Source organism: Jannaschia aquimarina, assembly GCF_000877395.1.
GTDB lineage: Bacteria > Pseudomonadota > Alphaproteobacteria > Rhodobacterales > Rhodobacteraceae > Jannaschia > Jannaschia aquimarina.
Genome location: NZ_JYFE01000041.1, coordinates 26,314 through 44,301, shown reverse-complemented (window position 1 = coordinate 44,301; position 17,988 = coordinate 26,314). Strand labels below are relative to the sequence as shown.

Annotated in this window: 13 protein-coding genes and 1 tRNA gene; 3 read left to right on the top strand and 11 right to left on the bottom strand. The window is 65.8% G+C overall.

Translation table 11 applies throughout. The annotated features are described in order from the left end of the window. The first annotated feature begins 63 nt into the window (after positions 1–63). Positions 64–1,059, top strand: coding sequence for a porphobilinogen synthase (gene hemB / locus jaqu_RS10815; RefSeq protein ID WP_043918992.1), 996 nt, complete (start codon positions 64–66; stop codon positions 1,057–1,059). A gap of 316 nt (positions 1,060–1,375) precedes the next feature. On the opposite strand, the gene jaqu_RS10810 is transcribed toward hemB, so the two are convergent. Continuing rightward, complete coding sequence (locus jaqu_RS10810; RefSeq protein ID WP_043918991.1) at positions 1,376–2,920, bottom strand: helicase HerA-like domain-containing protein; 1,545 nt, start codon at positions 2,918–2,920, stop codon at positions 1,376–1,378. Positions 2,921–3,332: 412 nt separating this feature from the next. Here jaqu_RS10810 and jaqu_RS10805 point away from each other — a divergent pair, with 412 nt between their 5' ends. Beyond that, positions 3,333–4,019: an invasion associated locus B family protein gene (locus jaqu_RS10805; protein ID WP_043918990.1), complete on the top strand. Its 687-nt coding sequence runs from the start codon at positions 3,333–3,335 to the stop codon at positions 4,017–4,019. Here the strand turns inward: jaqu_RS10805 and jaqu_RS10800 are convergent. The 6 genes from jaqu_RS10800 to jaqu_RS10775 form a co-directional block, all read right to left on the bottom strand. Further along, positions 4,003–5,265 (bottom strand): MFS transporter, encoded by a 1,263-nt coding sequence (locus jaqu_RS10800; protein ID WP_043918989.1) that lies wholly within the window; start codon positions 5,263–5,265, stop codon positions 4,003–4,005. The two genes, jaqu_RS10805 and jaqu_RS10800, sit on opposite strands and share 17 nt — an antisense overlap. Before the next feature lie 33 nt (positions 5,266–5,298). Next, entirely contained in the window at positions 5,299–5,766 is a 468-nt protein-coding gene (locus tag jaqu_RS10795) for a GNAT family N-acetyltransferase (protein ID WP_043918988.1), read from the bottom strand. Positions 5,767–5,868: 102 nt separating this feature from the next. After that, on the bottom strand, positions 5,869–7,077 hold the full coding sequence (locus jaqu_RS10790; RefSeq protein WP_043918987.1) for a beta-ketoacyl-[acyl-carrier-protein] synthase family protein: 1,209 nt from the start codon (positions 7,075–7,077) through the stop codon (positions 5,869–5,871). Beyond that, a complete protein-coding gene (locus tag jaqu_RS10785) occupies positions 7,074–7,328 on the bottom strand; it encodes an acyl carrier protein (RefSeq protein ID WP_043918986.1) in 255 nt (84 codons plus the stop codon). Before jaqu_RS10785 ends, jaqu_RS10790 begins: the two co-directional genes overlap by 4 nt. Next, a complete protein-coding gene (lpxD, locus tag jaqu_RS10780; protein WP_043918985.1) occupies positions 7,321–8,406 on the bottom strand; it encodes a UDP-3-O-(3-hydroxymyristoyl)glucosamine N-acyltransferase in 1,086 nt (361 codons plus the stop codon). Before lpxD ends, jaqu_RS10785 begins: the two co-directional genes overlap by 8 nt. Before the next feature lie 33 nt (positions 8,407–8,439). After that, complete coding sequence (locus tag jaqu_RS10775; protein ID WP_043918984.1) at positions 8,440–10,029, bottom strand: L,D-transpeptidase family protein; 1,590 nt, start codon at positions 10,027–10,029, stop codon at positions 8,440–8,442. 269 nt (positions 10,030–10,298) lie between these two features. Here jaqu_RS10775 and jaqu_RS10770 point away from each other — a divergent pair, with 269 nt between their 5' ends. After that, entirely contained in the window at positions 10,299–10,880 is a 582-nt protein-coding gene (locus jaqu_RS10770) for a YcbK family protein (RefSeq protein ID WP_043918983.1), read from the top strand. 273 nt (positions 10,881–11,153) lie between these two features. Here jaqu_RS10770 and jaqu_RS10765 read toward each other — a convergent pair whose 3' ends face one another. From jaqu_RS10765 to jaqu_RS10750, 4 genes are all read right to left on the bottom strand, one after another. Continuing rightward, on the bottom strand, positions 11,154–12,251 hold the full coding sequence (locus tag jaqu_RS10765; protein ID WP_043918982.1) for an ABC transporter ATP-binding protein: 1,098 nt from the start codon (positions 12,249–12,251) through the stop codon (positions 11,154–11,156). Positions 12,252–12,320: 69 nt separating this feature from the next. Beyond that, a complete protein-coding gene (locus jaqu_RS10760) occupies positions 12,321–12,755 on the bottom strand; it encodes a hypothetical protein (protein WP_043918981.1) in 435 nt (144 codons plus the stop codon). A 103-nt stretch (positions 12,756–12,858) separates the two neighbouring features. Continuing rightward, entirely contained in the window at positions 12,859–17,127 is a 4,269-nt protein-coding gene (locus jaqu_RS22080; protein ID WP_052500918.1) for a Hint domain-containing protein, read from the bottom strand. A gap of 750 nt (positions 17,128–17,877) precedes the next feature. After that, positions 17,878–17,962 (bottom strand) — tRNA-Leu (locus tag jaqu_RS10750). Between the last annotated feature and the right edge of the window lie 26 nt (positions 17,963–17,988).

The following is a 17,988-nucleotide window of genomic DNA, read 5'->3' as shown; positions in this document are numbered from 1 at the left end:
CGCGCGCTTGATTGACGTCGAGGTCCGTGTCACGTCGGGCGGAACGTGTAGCGAGGGTGCATCATGAGGGAGTTTCCGGGCACACGGCCACGGCGCCTGCGGCGCAACGCGGCCCTGCGCGCGCTCGTGCGCGAAGATCGGCTGTCGGTCGACGATCTGATATGGCCGGTCTTCGTGCGCGACGGCGAGAACGTGCTCGAAGAGGTCCCGTCCATGCCCGGTGTCGTCCGCCGCTCGGTCGACCGCATCGTCGAGGCGGCCGAACAGGCGGCCGAGCTTGGGATCCGCTGCATCTGCATTTTCCCCTACACGGACAACGCGCTCAAGACGGATGCCTGCGAAGAGGCATGGAACCCCGAAAATCTCTCGAACCGGGCCACCCGCGCGATCAGGGCGGCGGTGCCGGATCTGCTGGTGATGACCGACATCGCGCTCGATCCCTACAATGCTCAGGGCCATGACGGCATCGTGCGGGACGGGATCATCCTCAACGACGAATCCGTCGAGGCACTCGTCCGGATGGCAGTGGCGCAGGCGGATGCCGGGGCCGACATCCTCGGGCCGTCGGACATGATGGACAACCGGATCGGCGCCATGCGCGATGCGCTCGAAGCGGCGGGCCATTCGGACACCTGCATCATGTCCTACTCGGCCAAATATGCCTCGGCCTTCTACGGGCCGTTCCGCGACGCGGTCGGGGCCTCCGGAGCTTTGAAGGGCGACAAGAAGACCTATCAGCTCGACCCGCTCAACGCGGAAGAGGCAGAGCGCATGATCGCCCGCGACCTCGCCGAGGGCGCCGACATGGTCATGGTCAAGCCGGGGATGCCCTATCTCGACATCGTCCGCCGGGTGAAGGCGCGCTTCCGTGTCCCGACCTTCGCCTATCAGGTCTCGGGCGAATACGCGATGATCCGGGCGGCGGCGGCGAATGGCTGGATCGACGGCGAGAAAGCGATGATGGAAAGCCTGATGGCGTTCCGGCGCGCCGGCTGCGACGGGGTCCTGACCTATTTCGCGCCCGAGGCCGCCGGCCTGATCGCGCGCGGCTGGGAATAGAGGCAGGCGCCGTACTCCGACATCCGGCACACTTCATGCAGGCCAAACGGGGCCCGGAGCCGATCACATCTGGCCCGGCATCCCGCAGCGCCGTCCACCCGTAGATGGGGACGACGAGGGCAGGACTGGATGAAGAGGCCCGGTCGACATCCGCGCGGCGTCCCGGGAGCTCGCCTTTACGGCGAGTCGGACGAACCGCAAGTCGGCCGGATCCGCATTGGTTAACGCGGTGCCGTATGTCCCGTGTCTGCACGGGGGGTGCACAGGGGGGGAGCACAGGGGGTGCACACGGATTAACGGCCATTTCGGCCCTTCGTTAACGCCCCCGGAACAGCCCGCCGAGCACGCCTCGCACGATGGAGCGTCCGGCCCGCGATCCCAGTGAACGGGCCAATGACTTGGCGAAGGCCTCGCCCACACTGTCGCTCCGGCGGCTCCTCTTGCGAGAGCTGGAGCGTCCCACACGCCCCCCGGAATAGCGCCGTCCGGCCTTGTATTCCCGCTCCGCTGCGGCTGCTTCCTCCTCCTCTTCCTCGGCCCGCGCCGCCTCTTCGGCGGCTGCCTCGGCCCGTTTGGCGAGCACCTCGAACGCGCTCTCCCGGTCCACCTCGGCCTCGTATTTCCCAGCGATCGGAGAGCTTTGCACGATCTCTGCCCGCTCTGCCGCACTTATCGGACCAAGCTGCGAGGCGGGTGGCCGGATCAAGGTCCGCTCCGCGATGCCCGGGATCCCCTTGCGCTCCAGCAGCGACGTGACGGCTTCGCCGACACCCACGTCGCGGATCGCATCCTCCACCTCGAAGCGCGGATTCTCGCGGTAATTCTCCGCCGCTTGCCGCAGTGCCCGGCGATCCTTCGCTGTGAAGGCCCGCAAGGCGTGCTGCACCCGATTGCCCAACTGACCCAGAATATCCTCGGGGATATCGTCGGGATTCTGGGTCACGAAATACACGCCGACCCCTTTCGAGCGGATCAGCCGCGCAACCTGTTCCACCTTGTCGATCAAGGCCTTGGGCGCATCGTCGAACAGCAGATGCGCCTCATCGAAGAAGAAGACCAGCTTCGGCTTGTCGGGATCGCCGACTTCGGGCAACTCTTCGAAGAGTTCCGAGAGCAGCCACAGAAGGAACGTCGCATAGAGACGCGGCGCCCCCATCAGCTTGTCCGCCGCAAGCACGTTGACCCGGCCCCGCCCGTCCGTCTCCGTTCGCATGAGGTCCGCAAGCTCCAGCGCCGGTTCCCCGAAGAGCGCCGCGCCCCCCTGCCCTTCGAGCACGAGAAGCGCCCGTTGGATCGCCCCGACACTGGATGTGGAGACGTTGCCGTAGCGCGCCGACAATTCCTTGCGACGTTCATCCACTGCGACAAGAATGGCCTGCAAGTCCTTGAGATCCAAAAGGGCCAGACCTTCCTCATCCGCCACGCGGAAGGCGATGTTGAGCACGCCTTCCTGCGCCTCGGTCAGTTCCATCAGGCGAGCCAGAAGCAGCGGCCCCATCTCGCTGACCGTCGTCCGCACCGGATGCCCCTGCTCGCCCCAGAGGTCCCAGAAGGTGACCGGCGCGGCGGCGTAGGTCAGGTCGAGTCCGATCTTCGCGGCCCGCTCGGTGAACGGCCCGTGCAGCTTGTGATCGGCGCTGCCCGTCTTGGCGAGACCCGACAGGTCACCCTTCACGTCCGACAGGAAGACCGGCACGCCCGCCTCCGAGAAGGCCTGGGCAAGGATCTGCAACGTCACGGTTTTCCCGGTGCCGGTCGCCCCTGCGATCAGACCGTGGCGATTGGCGTAATCCAGCCGTAGCGTCTGCGGCACGCCATAACCCTCGCCCCCTCCGCCCACGAAAATCGTGCCGTCACCCATCGCCGCCCCTCCCGTTGGGGAAATGTTAACCCTTCGGTGCCATAACCGCTGACAGGCCGCGACGCAAAACCTTGCCGTAGGCGGCCTATCCTCCCTGTCGACTGGCCGCGCGGGCCTTGTCCCGTGCGGTCTTTTTCGTATCCGATGCGAATGATCGCGATCGTATGCGCCCTACCGAAAAAACCACGTTGACGCCCACCCGGGGTTGAGTATGGTCCTGCCCATAAGTCGGCCAGTCCGACAGGGAGAGTCTGAAAAAGACACGGAAAAGGGCCTGCTCACGGGCCCTTTTCCGCATTTCTGTTCCGTGCGGTGGCGACCGGTCGCGCGCCCGGTCTTTCGCCACTGCCATCCCCCTCCGGACCGTGTTAGGCGCTCGGGCAAGACCCTTAGGAGACGACGGAGGACCTCAATGCCATTCGCCACCCGTTCGGCCCTGCTGGCCGCCATGCTGGCGCTGACGCCGATCGCCGCGACCGCTCAGGACACGACCGAGACCGAGGAGGCGCCCGCGGCCGAACCGGCCGGGGAACCGACCGCCGAAACCGCCCCTGCCGAAGATGCCGCCCCGGCCGAAGAGACGCCTGCCACGGCCCCGGGCGGAGATCTGGCCACGGGCGAGCTTCCCGCCGGTGCGGTCCCGGAAGACGGACAGATCTACGTGCGCGAGGAACAGGGCGACTTCGAGGTGCGCTGCCTGCGCGCACCCGAGGGACAGGAAGATCCCTGCCAGCTCTTCCAGCGGCTTAGCGATCAGAGCGGCAACCCGACCGCGGATGTCAACTTCTTCGACCTGCCGGACGGGGGGGAGCTTGCCGGCGGCGCCACCATCCTGACGCCCCTGCGCACCCTGCTGACCGCCCAGGTGACGATGTCGATCGATGGCGGGCAGGCCCGCCGCTACCCGTTCGCCTTCTGCGATCAGGGCGGATGCTATGCGCGGCTCGGCTTTTCGCAAGAAGACATGAACCGCTTCCGCCGGGGCGCCATGGCCCGCATCGTGGTCGTTCCCGCCTTGGCCCCCGATCAGCCTGCGGAACTCGATCTCTCGCTGCGCGGCTTCACCGCCGGGATGGAAGCCGTCACCGTCGACGAGTGACGGCGACGCCGAACCCGCGGCCCAACCCGCGCCAAGCCGCTGCCGTGAGCAAGAGCGCTCCGGCAGCGGCAATCCAGAACGGCGTCACAAGCGCGGCCTCACGCGAAACGGGACCGTCCGCCACGCGGACGGCGACCCCCGACAGGACGAGGCCCACCGGCATCATCCCCCAAGCAAGCAGGCGGTAGAGGCTGTTGACCCGGCCGAGCAACGCGTCGGGGATCGCGCGCTGTCGATAGCTGACCGAGACCGTGTTCCAGATCAGGCCGGTCAACTCGAACCCGGCAAAGACCAAGGCGAGGGTCCAGCCATCAGGGGCAAGCGGTATCGCCGCGAAGGCAACCCCCGATGCCGCCGTCATCCATTGCGCCGCCCGCCCCGGTCCGATCGCGGCAATCACCCACTCGGCCAAGAGGCCCCCGACGATCCCGCCAACAGCCCCCGCCGCAAGGAACAGTCCGTAGGCGCGCGCGCCCAATCCCAGGTTTTCCTGCACATGCAGGATCAGCGCGATGACGACCATCTGGTGCAGCAGATTCCAGATCCCGGTCACCACCGCCAGCAGGCGGAGCGTCGGCGCGGCACACAGGAAGGCCCAGCCCTCGAGGAGTTCCGCGCGCCAGTTCCGGGGACGGGGATCGGGCCGAAACCCGCCCGTCGGGCGCAGCATCAGCAGCACCGACAGCGCGAAGCAAACCGCGTTGAGCAGGAACGGTCCGGGCAGAAACGCCGCGACAAGCCACGCGCCAAGCGCGGGGCCGATCAACGCGCTGCCCACCAGTTCCACGCTCCAGAGCCGGCCATTCGCCCGCTCCAGCTTCTCCGGCGGCACAATCGCCGGCAGCATCGTCTGTGCGGCATTGTCGCGAAACACCTCCGCGATAGCCACAGACAAGGCGGCGCACATCAGCCCCGCAAAGAGCACCGGCGAACTCAGTCCCTCGTCCGGCGCAGGGCGGAGCAGGAGCGCCAGCCAGAGAAAGACGGCAGCCACCGCGAAATCGGCCATACGCACGCAATCGACGCACAGGATCAGATGCCGACGATCGGCGCGATCCGTGACCAAGCCCGCCGGGATCGCGAACAGGACCCATGGCAGACGCAGCGCGACCGGCATCGTCGCGGTCAGCAGCGGATCCCGTGTCAGCAGCGAGGCAAGCCATGCCCAGGCCACGATCGCGACGCCATCGGCGAGGTTGGACAAGCCGGATGCGGCGATGAAGGGGCGAAGCCGGGTGTCAGTCATTCACGACTTGTCCGACCTCGACCGTAGTCGAGGTCAAGCCTCGTGGTGTAGCGACAGCCGGCGACAAAAGGTGACCTTGTCGATGCCGTCGCCGAAATAGTCTCGGATCACGGCTTCCCTCTCGTAGTCCAGAGCCGCGTAGAACGAGCGCGCCGTCATGGTCGTCTCGTCACCCTGCGTGTCCACAAGGAGGAGACGCCCCCCGGCAGAGCCAGCGTGCGCCTCTGCTGTTGCCACCAGCGCCCTGCCCTCGCCGCCGCGTCTCGCTTCCGGACGCACGGCAATGAACCGCAGGTTCCACAGGCCGGCAGAGAACGGCTCCGGCTCGACCATGGCCGCCCCGTGAGGCGAGAGGAACCAGGCGGTGCCGGATCCGGTCGCTTCCGGGGCGAAAGTCTCGAGGAGAAGCGGCACCTCTTCGGGTGCGAAGAGGCCGCAGGTTTCCGCGATGATGCGGATGTGGCCGGCATCGGCCGCGCGGGCCGGTCGTATCGTTGTCATGGATTGGCTTTCGGTCGAATGAAACTTGTCCGCCCGAAGGCGGTCACCGTGGCGTCCACGGACCAAAACCTGCGCGCTTGATGGCAGCAGGAAAAGGCGGCGTCAAACCGCGCGCAGGGCCAGTACCGCGTTCATGCCACCGAAGGCGAAGGCATTCGACAGGCAGGCCGAGATACGCGCCCTGCGGGCCTCGTTCGGCACAATGTCGAGCGCGCAGTCCGGATCCCGCTCTTGCCAATTGACGGTCGGCGCCACCACGCCCTCGCGCAGCGCCATAAGACAGGCAAGCAATTCGATTGCGCCCGTGCCGCCGATGCAATGCCCGTGCATCGACTTGGTCGACGAGATCATCAGCCGGTCCGCCTGCGGCCCGAAGACGTGGGCCACGGCCGCGCATTCGGTCTTGTCGTTGGCCGCGGTCCCGGTCCCGTGGGCGTTGATGTAGGCGACCTCGTCCCGTGCCATCCCGGCGTCGCGTAGCGCGCCCTCCATCGCGCGCTCGGCGCCTTGGCGCGATGGCATGACGATGTCCGAAGCATCCGACGTCATGGCACAGCCCGCCACCTCCGCCAGCATGTCCGCGCCCCGCTTGCGCGCGTGGTCATACTCCTCGAGAACGAAGATCCCGGCGCCTTCGCCCTGCACCATTCCCGATCGGGTGGCGCAGAAGGGGCGGCAGGTGTCGCGCGACATGACGCGCAGCCCCTCCCACGCCTTGACCCCGCCGAAGCACAGCATGGCCTCGGACCCGCCCGTCAGCATGACGTCCGCCTGCCCCGCCCGGATCAGTGCCATGGCCTGCCCGATCGCATGGTTGGACGACGCGCAGGCGGTGGCCACGGTGAAGGAGGGGCCACGCAGGTTCCACTCCATCGACAGGTGGGCCGCGGCGGCGTTGTTCATCAGCCTCGGGACGACGAAGGGATGAACGCGGTTCTTCCCCTCCTGGTAGACCGCGCGGTAATTCTCGTCCTGGGTGTTGAGGCCGCCGCCCGAGGTTCCCAGAACGACGCCCGACCGCGCGGCCAGATCGTCTCCGAAGGTCAGGCCGGACTGCGCGACCGCCTCTGCCGCGGCAAGCAGCGCAAACTGTGTGTACCGGTCGAACAGGACGATCTGCTGCCGATTGAAATGTGCCGCCTCGTCGTAGCCGCGGACTTGCGCCCCGATCCGAATCGCAAGCCGGTCGGCGTCGCGAATATCTAGCTCGCCGATGGCGCATCGTCCCGCGCGCATCGCCTCCTGCGTGGTGGGCACATCCATGCCGAGGGCATTGACCGTCCCCGCCCCGGTGATGACGACGCGCTTCACCCCGCCCGAAGCCTGTCGACCGCCTCCACGACCGTGCCGACGGTCGAGATGTCGAAATCCGATCGGTCCGGCTGGTTGGCGTTGAACGGGACCTGAATGTCGAATGCCTCCTCGATGGCGAAGATGACCTCGACGACCCCCATCGAGTCGATGCCGAGATCCTGCAACGATTGGTCGTCGCTGACCTCCTCGACCGGGATCATCGCCTGTTCCGCAAGAATGGCATGGACACGGGTGCGAGTGTCATCCATCGCCCGTCTCCTTGCGCGCCGCGCGCAGTTCGGCCAGTTGCTGACCCCACCGAGGCAACCGGCGGAGCGCCTTTTGCAGCCCCACTTCGGTCTCCATTTTCTGGGCCGGGTTGCCCCACAAGACTTCTCCGGACCGAACACGACGGAAGATCTTGCTCGCACCGCCCGCGACGACGTCATCCCCGATCTCGATATTGTCGCTGACGCCGACCTGCCCGGCGAGGACCACGCGGTCGCCGACCACGGTGGATCCGGCGAATCCCACCTGACCGCAGATCAGGCAATCCTCTCCGATCTTCAGGTTGTGCCCGATATGGACGAGGTTATCGATCTTCGTGCCGCGCCCGATCCGCGTGTCCTCGACCGTGCCCCGGTCGATCGTGGCATTCGCGCCGACTTCAACGTCATCACCGATGGCGACGGCGCCCAGCGAATGGATCCGGGTCCAGCTCTGCGCGCCGGCTCCGACCTCCGAGCCCAGGGAGGCCCGCGCCTGCTCGACCCGGCTTTCCTCGGGCGTCACGAAGCTAAACCCGTCCCCGCCGATCACGGCACCCGGTTGACAGATGAAGCGGTCGCCGATGGTGACGCGAGCACCGATTGTGACACGCGCGTGGATCAAGGCATCGTCTCCGATCCTGGCATCGGCTTCGATACAGACCTGAGGGCCAATGGCCGCCTTCGCGCCGATGCTGACGCGCGGGCCGATCACCGCATGAGCCCCAACCACAGTGCCCGGCCCCAACCGCGCGTCCTCTGCCACGACGGCCGTGGGGTGGATGCCGGCGCCCCATTCGGGCCACCGGTCGAGCGCACCTGTCAGCCGCGCCATCGCCAGCCGTGCTCGGGTGACGGTGATCGCCCCGTCGAGTCCGAATTCGGTGGGGTCGGCCCCATCCCACAGGATCGCAATCCGCGCCTGGCTCGACCGGAGCGCATCCGCGTAAGCCTCTGACATCGCAAGAGCGAGATCGTCGGGGCCCGCGACCGACGGCTCTGCCGCACGGCGGAACGTAATCGTTCCGTCGCCCAGCACGGGGCGCCCCAGCGCCCCGGCGATCTCCTCCAATGTGGGCATAGGGCCCTCCGGCGGCTTCGCTCGCCGCCGGACTTAACTGCGGCCGCGCCCCACTTCCACCCCGGCATCGCGAAGGGCGTTCAGCACGGCACGATCCCGGCCATAGGGATCGCCCCGATAATTGGCCCGCCCAGTCGGCGTCACCCAGGCCGACCAATAGACGATATGCACGCCGATGGGCTGTTCGAGGTCGACCCGACGTTCGGATCCGGTCCGCAGGATGGACTTGAAATAGCCCTCGGCATCGGCCTCCTGGGCCGCAAGCAGATGGTAGGCCAGTTCCAGCGGCCGGCCGACCCGGACGCAGCCGTGGCTGAACGTCCGGACGTCACGTCCGAAAAGCGACTTCGCCGGCGTGTCATGGAGATAGATGTTGTACTTATTCGGAAACATAAACTTCACCTTCCCGAGCGCGTTCTTGGGCCCCGGCGGCTGACGCAGGCTGTAGGGGAAGGTGCGCGCCGTGTAGCGGCTGAAGTCGATGGCGTTCGGGTTGACCCGCCCCCGGCTCGAGAAGACCTGAAGGTGGCGCGCCCCACCGCGGCGAAGCGCGGGCAGGTATTCTTTCGTGGCAATCGAACGAGGCACATACCACGAAGGATTGATGACCATATGCGTCATCGTATGGCTGAATTCCGGGGTGCGCCGGTCGGGGGTCTCCTTGCCGATGACGACGACGGAATCGAAGGTCACCTTCCCGTCGTCCACGACATAGGCATGCTGCTCCGCCAGGTTCACGAGGATGTGCCGCGGCTCCAGTTCCTTGTTCATCCACCGCTGGCGTTCGAGATTGACGACCACCTGACCCAAACGGTCCTCAAGGGATGTATTGATCGCGGCGAGGGTGGCTTCGCCTGCCTCTCCATCCGGGGTCAGACCGTGATCGACCTGGAAGGCCCGCACCGCCGCCTCCAGAGCGCCGTCATAGGCCGCGACGGCTGACCTGCGCAGATACCCCATTCGGATCAGCCGGTCACGGAGCGCGACGACCCGCTCCCCTTCGTCTCCGACGGAGATCGTGCCGCGACCGGGGACCGCATCCCCCCAACCGCCCGCAATCCGGGCCTCTTCCAACCGCAGCTTTTCGCGAAGCAGCCGGGTGTACATCTGTGTCGACGGCAGCACCGATTGCAGTGCCGCATAGGGATCGCTGCCGGCCACCCGATCCAGAAAGACGCTCCAATCCCGGTCCGGCAGATCGACCACGATGCCCGAGTCGACTTTGCTCGGGTCGAGGACGCCCTGGCTCACATCGCGGGCATATCGCAGAAGCCGGCGGGTCATCGCCACCTCGAGCGCGCCCATCGCCTGAGCCGTCGTCGCAGCGGCGAATTCCGCGCGCACGGCTTCGATATCGTAGCGGGACGCGGGCAGGCCGTGATTCGGCGCCCCTTCCAGGGCCATGAGGAATGCGGCGCGGCGCGTGGCGGCCCCCTCACCCATCCAGATCGGGGCGAAATGCCGGTCGCGGTAGAAGGAGGCGACGATCTCGTCGTCGCTGGCCGCCTCCGCGACGGCTTGCTGCAAAGGCGTGACGAGCGGTTTTGCGACACCGGTGACAGGCGACGTGACCGCAATCAGCGCCGCCACGAGAATCGGGCGGGAGAAAATGTTCAAAGGCATGGGTACTCTTACGGGCAGACTACAACCGAAAGGTGACTCAAGCGCCCCCCGCGAGTCCATTCATGTTTTTCTAGGAATTGTCCGATAGGACCGGGAAACCACAGATGGTTTCTGATTTCGCAACGATGGTTCGTGGGCGAAATCCCGCCGATCTCACAGGGGAACGGATGCCTCTTTTCGAACTCGCCTCAAATATGCCACATCAGCCTCGTCACTTGGGGAAGAGGCACCTGAGGCCGCGAAGACGGTCCAAGTCGAACGGGACAGACGTGACGGATATCGGAAACAATGGCGCGGTGAGCAGTCTGACGCGCCGTGGACTACTCAGCGCATTCGCAGCAACGGCAGTAGCGGCAGCGCCGACCTACTCCAAGGCAGCTGGATTTCTTCGGGGGGCGGGCGATGTCCGTCGCCTGACGATGTACAACGCGCGCACCGGCGAAAGCATGGACACGATCTACTGGATCGAGGGCCAGTATCTCCGCGAGGCACTTCGCGAGGTGAACTTCTTCTTCCGCGACTGGCGGCGGAACGAAGTTAAGGGGATCGATAACCGGACCCTCGACATCATCGCAGCAACCCACAACCTGGTGGAATCGTCGCAGCCTTTCATGCTGTTGTCGGGTTACCGCTCGCCTGCGACGAATGCCGCCCTGCGGGCGCGATCGCGCGGTGTCGCTCGGAACTCTCTCCACCTCAAGGGTCAGGCCGCGGATCTCAGGCTGAACGGACGTTCGGTCTCTCAGGTCGCGCGGGCTGCTGCGTCTTGCGGGGCGGGCGGCGTCGGCAAGTATTCTGGCTCCAACTTCACCCATGTCGATTGCGGTGCGGTGCGGACCTGGGGTCGCTGACCGGTCTCTCCTTGAATTGACTGCATCCTGACCGCCGATTTGGACTCGGGTTCAGGGCCATTTCGTCTTGTGCGCTGTCGACGGTGATGCCTCTCACCGTCGGCGTGCTCGTGTGCGGCCACGTCGGATGCGATGGCTCGGCGTCTTCGCTATCGTTCTCCCGCCCGTCGAAAAGACCGGTCAGTTTTCGCCCACTTTCTCAGCAGATGCCTTTCGACACCCCGTCGTCAAAGCTGCAGACTTAGATGGTCGGTCGAAATCTGGAGCCGCTGCCTAGGCCCCGACGATACGAGGGTCGTGCGCCGACGCGCCGCGTGGAAAGACGAAACATCTGTCCCGTCGAATCGATAGCCACATCGGGAGATCCTTCTTCGGGAGAAACACCGCCGGCACCGTGGCAGTGACGAGGGCGTCGCCGATCTCCGTCCGGAAATCGACGAGACTTTCCTTTCCCATGAACCGCGCCCTCACGACATGCGCGCGCGCGGGCGTTCCCTCTGTTGGCGTCGGCGCCGGCCCCCTCCCCTCGCGGTCGAAGTCGAGCCGCACATGCTGCGGGCGGAAGACGATATCGACCGCGGTCCCATCCGCCAGGCCGGGGGTGAGGAATTGGCCGAACGGGGTTTGCGTCAAAGCCCCGTGAACCTCGCCTTCGATGCAATTGATATCACTGAAGAATGCGGCAGCGTCCCGGTCGACGGGCTGGTTGTAGATATTGTAGGGCGCCGCACGCTGAACGATCCGGCCACCCCGCATCAAAGCGATCTCGTCGCCCATTCGCATCGCCTCGTCAGGTTCGTGCGTGACCAGAAGGACGGCCGTCCCCTCTTCGCGCAGGACGTCGAGCGTTGCATCGCGGATCCCGTCACGCAGCCTGTTGTCGAGCCCGGAGAATGGTTCGTCCATCAACAGGACCCGAGGTTTCGGCGCCAAGGCGCGGGCAAGGGCGACGCGCTGTTGCTCCCCGCCAGAGAGCTGATGAGGATACTTGACGGCGTGCGCGGCCAGGCCGACGCGGTCCAGCAAGTCCGCGACCCGGGCGTCGTCCTTCCCGCGGAGGCCGAAGCCGACGTTGCGCGCGGCGGTCAGATGCGGAAACAGCGCGAAGTCCTGAAACATGAGACCGACGCCCCGTGCCTCCGGCGGCTCGTGGACATGCGAGTCGGCCACCGTTTTTCCGGCAAGTCTCACAACCCCCGCATCCTGCCGGTCGACCCCGGCGATGATCCGCAAAGTCGTGGATTTCCCGCATCCGGACGGCCCCAGCAGGCAGGTCACCCGCCCTTCCCCGACTTCAAGGTCGACGCCGTCCACGACGGCGCGCCCCTCCAGGATGCGGGTCAGGCCCTCGACCTGAAGCGGTACCGACATGCGCGACAATTCCCGAGCGTTTCAGTCAGATCGACTTAGCGCGGAGGGCGGGTGGATGCCAGTCGTCGGTCAGAGCACCTCGCCACGCTGCTTCTCGGATCGGGCATAAAGCCAGATCATCGCGGAAAGAAGCAGGACAAGGAAACTGACGAGGAAGGTCGTGCCACCATCCAAGCCGTCCAGCGACAACAGTGTCGGAGCCGCAAAGAACAACGACCAGACGACAAGGACCAGCAATGCCAGAAACGAAAGGCCCAACATCCAGACGGATGCGCGAAGATGCGCGAGAAGGCAGAGCGCACCGACGAAGGCGAGCACTCCCTGCAATCCCCACAGGCCATGAACCCAGGCGGGCAAGGACGCCAGCCAGTTCAACTGGTTCTCGGGATACATGTCGAGCCAGCCCCAGCGCAGGCCGTAGGCGACCATGACGTATTCGACCAGCGCGAGCACGCCCCAGACCGTCGCGATCGTTCCCATAACATAGAAGTGCCAGCGCCGCATATCGTCCCCCAGTCCTTGTCGGTCCGATCTATCACGCGGATCGCCACGCTCAACGGAAAACGGGCCGCGGCATTCCGCGGCCCGTCTTCCCTCCCCAAGAAGGTCAGCGCAGCATTTCGGCTTCGCGTCGCTTCAGCATCCGGCGGGCCGCCGGATAGACTTCCAATCCGTGATTGTTCCGCAGTTCGGGGAAGATCGCATAGATCTCTTCGGCCTGATCGCGGCCGAGCCCCCGGAGGCTGCATTCGCCGGGCTGGAAACTCTCGGTCCAGGCACCGTCCGACAGGATCACCTCGTGATTGTCGAACATGATGTGGATGTAGGTCACATCCTGCGCCTTCAGCCGCTCGATCCCCGGTCGGCCGACCATGTGCTTGGCCGCGACCAGAACCTCCCGCTCCTCGAAGTAGAGCTCGGTATCCTCGCTCGACATAAGGACCCGATGTTGCGGGGAGACGACCATGTCCCGTTCCGGCAATCCGTGCCCCAGCGCCCCCTTCGCGATCATCACCGGGCACAATTGCGACTTCGAGAAGAGTTCGAAGGAATGGAGCTGCTTGCGCCCCGTCCAACGGATCACCTGGATCCCGTTGTCGCGCGTGATGACGCGATCGCCAACCTTAAGGTCCTCGACGGGAACCTCCCCGCGGGGGGTCGCGATCATCGTCCCGGGTGTGAAGCACGGGATGACGGTCTCGATCTCCTCGAACTCCATCGTGGAGCCGTCGTTGAAGGTGACGACGCCGTCTTCGCGATCATCGGACGTGTAGGTGATGAAGTCGACGTCGGACCCCGTCAGATCCAGCGTGTCCTGATCTTCGCCGCCGCTGCCACCATCGACGCTGTCCCCGGCGGAGCCCCCGATGATCAGGTCACGGTCGTCCCCGGTCTGGATCGTGTCGGCCCCGTCGCCGCCGGTGACGACGTCGTTGCCACCACCGCTTTCGATGCGGTCATCGTCGTCACCGCCGAAAATTGTGTCGCCGTCAGCACCGCCTCTGATGCTGTCATTTCCGGCGCCGCCATCCAGCAGATCGGCGCCATCGGCACCGGAGATCGTGTCGTCTCCATCCCCGCCCAGAACCGTATCGGCCTGATTGCCTCCCAGCATCCTGTCGTTGCCGGCTCCGCCTTCCAGCGTATCCCGGCCGGACGAGCCGGAGATCGTATCATCGCCGTCACCGCCACGCAGCAGATCGTCGTTGTTCGAGCCGGACACGCTGTCATTGCCTGCCCCCCCGTCGACCGTATCGTTGCCGAAGCTGCCGCGGATCGTGTCGTCACCGTCCCCGCCGTCGATCAGGTCGTCGCCGCGACCCCCATCGACCAAGTCATTTCCGGCGCCCGCCTCGATCGTGTCCGCCCCTTCGCCGCCGTCGATCGTGTCGTCGCCGTCACCGCCAAGCAGGCTGTCGTTGCCATCGCCGCCGGACAGGCTGTCATCGTCGATCCCGCCGTCGAGCGTGTCGTCGCCGTCACCACCGAACAGGGTGTCGTCGTCATCCTGGCCGAAAATGAGGTCGTTGCCGCCGCCACCATCCACGATGTCCCGTCCATTGTCGGTGACGAGATCGCCCTCGTCATCGGGGATGTTGATGGCATCCGGGAAACTTGGATCGAGACCGGCATAGATGGTGTCGTCCCCATCCCCACCGCTGATCGTGTCCGAGCCTTCCCCGCCGACGACGAGATCGTCTTCGCTGCCGGCATCGACCAGATCGTCGTCCTTGCCGGCGTCGATCGTGTCGGCCCCGGTTCCTCCGGTCACCGTGTCGCGATCGTCACCGGTGAAGATGCTGTCGTCACCCGCTCCGCCATCGACGGAGTCGCGGTCGTTTTCGGGATCCGCATCCGGCGTGATGATCCCCGGATATCCAAGATCCGACGTCCCGCGCGCGCCGCTGGTGATGACGTCATTGCCGTCACCGCCCAGAATGGTGTCGCCTCCGTCGCCGCCGTCGATCGTGTCGGCGCCCGCGCCGCCGAGCACCTCGTCGTCCCCAGCGCCGCCTTCGACGCTGTCGTCCCCGTCGCCGGCCTCGACTTCGTCATCTCCCTCACCGGCCAGCACGGTATCGTCGCCGCCGCCGGCCAGGATGATGTCGTCGTCGCCGACCTCACCGTCGAGGATTGCGTCCCCCGCATCGACGCGGTCGCCTTCCGGATCACCGGTATAGTCGATATCGATCAGGTCGGCATCCTCGGTCCCCTCGACGAGGCCGTCGAGTTCGTCGTCCAGGTCGTCCGGCTGGATCGGTCCCCTTTCGTTGAACAGGTTCTCGATATTGATGAACTGCGCCGACTCGCCGGTGCGGTTGCCATCGCCGTCTAGGAAGAAGACGGTGCCGTTCTCTTCGTTGTCGGGATCGAACTCGACCTCGACGTTCAGACCGGACAGGTCGAGACTGTCGAAGTCGTCCCCGCCCTCGCCGCCATCGACGGACGAGCCGGGCGTGATCCCGATGATCGTATCGCGGTCGTCCCCGCCATAGACCTCGTTGACGCCACCGGCAGCGGTCAGCGTGTCATCGCCTTCATCGCCGAACAAGGTGTCGTTCTCGCCGCCTCCGCGAACGATGTCGTTGCCCTCGCCCCCCCGGACGAGGTCGTCGCCGCCACCGCCCGTGACGGTGTCGTCGCCGCTACCGCCGAAGACGGTATCGTCCTGGGTCCCGCCGCGTACGCTGTCGTTTCCGGCGCCGCCATCGAGCGTGTCCTGACCACTGCCACCACCGATCGTATCGTCGCCGTCGCCGCCATTGACGATGTCGTCGCCGATGCCGCCGCGAAGCAGGTCATCCCCGGCGCCGCCCTCGACGCTGTCGTTCCCGTCGCCGGCTTCGACCTCGTCGTCGCCCTCGCCCGCCAGAACGGTATCGTCCCCATCCCCGGCGCGGATGATGTCGTCGTCGCCGACTTCCCCGGGCAGGATCGCGTCGCCCGCATCCACCCGATCGCCTTCGGGATCGCCAGTGTAGTCGATGTCGATCAGATCGGCGCCGTCCGTGCCATCCACGATCCCGTCGAGCGCGTTCGGTCCGATCGGACCGCTATCGTCGAACACGTTCTCGATGTTGATGAAGCGCGCCGTCTCGCCTGTCCGCTCTCCGTCCTCATCGAGGAAGAAGATCGTCCCGTTCTCGTCGTTGTCCTCGTCGAACTCGACCTCGACATCCAGCCCAGTCAGATCCAGCTCGTCGAAATCGTCTCCGCCTTCGCCACCGTCGATGACGTCACCGGGCGAAATCTCGATGAAGATGTCACGGTCATCGCCGCCATCCAACGTATCGGCGCCCGCGCCGCCCGCGATCAGGTCATCACCCGCGCCGCCGAAGACCTTGTCATGACCCGCGCCGCCCGACAGCGTGTCGTCCGATCCGTCATCCTCGGCGGCAGTCACGTCGCCGGAATTGATGGATTTCGCGTCGTAGCCGACGATCGTATCGTTGCCGTCGCCACCCTCGATGCTGTCGGCCCCGGCACGCCCCTCGATCCGGTCCGCATGAGCGCCGCCGTCGATCACGTCGGCGCCGTCGCCGCCATAGACGGTGTCGCACCCGTCGCCACCTTCGATCGTGTCGTCTCCGTCGCCGCCCGAAAGCTGGTCGTTCCCGGAGCCGCCTTGCAGCACGTCATCGCCGCCTTCGCCGAACAGACGGTCATGGCCGCCCTCGCCGCGTACGATGTCGTCGCCGACGCCGGCATAGACCGTGTCATTACCACCACCGGCCAGCACCAGGTCTTCGTCTCCGGTCGTGCCCTCCACGCCAACCGCATCGTTGGCATCGATCCGGTCGCCCTGCGCATCCACGTAGGTCAGGTCGATCAGCTCGCCTGCCGCGGTCCCGTCCACGACGCCGTCCGGCTGCGCGCCCTTGGTGAAGACAACGTCGTCCACCGCCCCGGAACCCGGCAGGCTGACGATCAGGAAGCCCACATCCTGGAGGTTCAGATCGACGTCGCGCGCGCCGTTATCGGCGGTCGGCGCGATGTTGACGGATTTCACGAAACAGCCATCCGCATCGTAGACCCGGACGCAGGCACCCTCCTCGATATCGAGAAACGTCAGGCTGTGAACATCCGATGGCGTGTCGAACGCGAAGACGAAATCCGCGCCGTGGGCGTTGTCGTCAGGCTCGCGCCCGACCGTTTCCTGCGCGATCAGGGCGCCGCCGCGGCCGTCGAAGGCCAGGTCGGTATCCCCGCCGGTGGGGTTCGCGGTGTCGAAGATCGTAGCAGGATGATCCGGATCCGGTCGAAACCCGCAATCCGGATCCCCATTCCATACGGTGACCCCGTCGAGGTCGAACTTCCCGTCGACGCGGTCGGAATTCGAGACGTCGTTGAATGTGATGATCGTCTGGTTCGCCATTTTGAAATACCCCTAGACGGTCCGCGCGGTGGTGCGGCGTGCAATGTCAGAGTGAAGGCGGGGGATGGATGCGGACCGACCCGGAGCGTAATGCCCGTCCCGGACCCGTCTTTCGGATATCACCACAATCGCGACCATGGCCGCCCTCCTCGTTCCAACCGCGCACACGGCGGACGAGGACACCATTCGACCAATCCGGCCACACATTCGCCGCGGGCCCGTCGTGCCGGTTTCCCTCCGTCCGAGTGGTGTATCACCGCGCCCCCTGCATGGAGCGCTTCTCGTTCGGCTTCGACCGGCGCCAGGGCGCCTCGGGTCCGTGCGGCCACCCCCATGGCCAGCAGACGTCGCTCGAGCAGTGAGCGTCATAAATTGATATTTGATTTGAGGGGTTCGGTGAAGAGAAGAAGGCGAAAATAAGATGCGACCGGTTAACGGATCAGGCACCGGCGCCGCATTTCGGCCATGAGATCACCGGCGCCGCCTTCTGTTTGTCGCTGCAGCGGAAACAGTCCCTTGGGTGGTCGTCTCAACAACGCTGTGCAACCTGCCGGACTAGGTTCATTTGTCACCAGATCCGACGGATGCGACAGCTCTCATCGTTTCCGGAACGCAGTGCGAAATGTGGCGATTTCTGGATGTTGCAAAAATGCTCTGTTTCCAGGCCATCGGCAATTCCCAGCCCCCTGCATCGCAGACACGCGCCGCCGAAACGTTCGGCAGGCCGGGACAGGCAGCGAATCGAGGGGGTGGTACCCGTGGCCGGACTCGAACCGGCAAGCCTTGCGGCGGCGGATTTTGAATCCGCTGCGTCTACCAATTCCGCCACACGGGCCCACGCCGCAGGGGCTACGCCGTCCG

Coding starts and splice junctions, on each gene's coding strand:
- hemB (WP_043918992.1), top strand. CDS start 64: ATGAGGGAGTTTCCGGGCACACGGCCACGGCGCCTGCGGCGCAACGCG.
- jaqu_RS10810 (WP_043918991.1), bottom strand. CDS start 2,920: ATGGGTGACGGCACGATTTTCGTGGGCGGAGGGGGCGAGGGTTATGGC.
- jaqu_RS10805 (WP_043918990.1), top strand. CDS start 3,333: ATGCCATTCGCCACCCGTTCGGCCCTGCTGGCCGCCATGCTGGCGCTG.
- jaqu_RS10800 (WP_043918989.1), bottom strand. CDS start 5,265: ATGACTGACACCCGGCTTCGCCCCTTCATCGCCGCATCCGGCTTGTCC.
- jaqu_RS10795 (WP_043918988.1), bottom strand. CDS start 5,766: ATGACAACGATACGACCGGCCCGCGCGGCCGATGCCGGCCACATCCGC.
- jaqu_RS10785 (WP_043918986.1), bottom strand. CDS start 7,328: ATGGATGACACTCGCACCCGTGTCCATGCCATTCTTGCGGAACAGGCG.
- lpxD (WP_043918985.1), bottom strand. CDS start 8,406: ATGCCCACATTGGAGGAGATCGCCGGGGCGCTGGGGCGCCCCGTGCTG.
- jaqu_RS10775 (WP_043918984.1), bottom strand. CDS start 10,029: ATGCCTTTGAACATTTTCTCCCGCCCGATTCTCGTGGCGGCGCTGATT.
- jaqu_RS10765 (WP_043918982.1), bottom strand. CDS start 12,251: ATGTCGGTACCGCTTCAGGTCGAGGGCCTGACCCGCATCCTGGAGGGG.
- jaqu_RS10760 (WP_043918981.1), bottom strand. CDS start 12,755: ATGCGGCGCTGGCACTTCTATGTTATGGGAACGATCGCGACGGTCTGG.
- jaqu_RS22080 (WP_052500918.1), bottom strand. CDS start 17,127: ATGGCGAACCAGACGATCATCACATTCAACGACGTCTCGAATTCCGAC.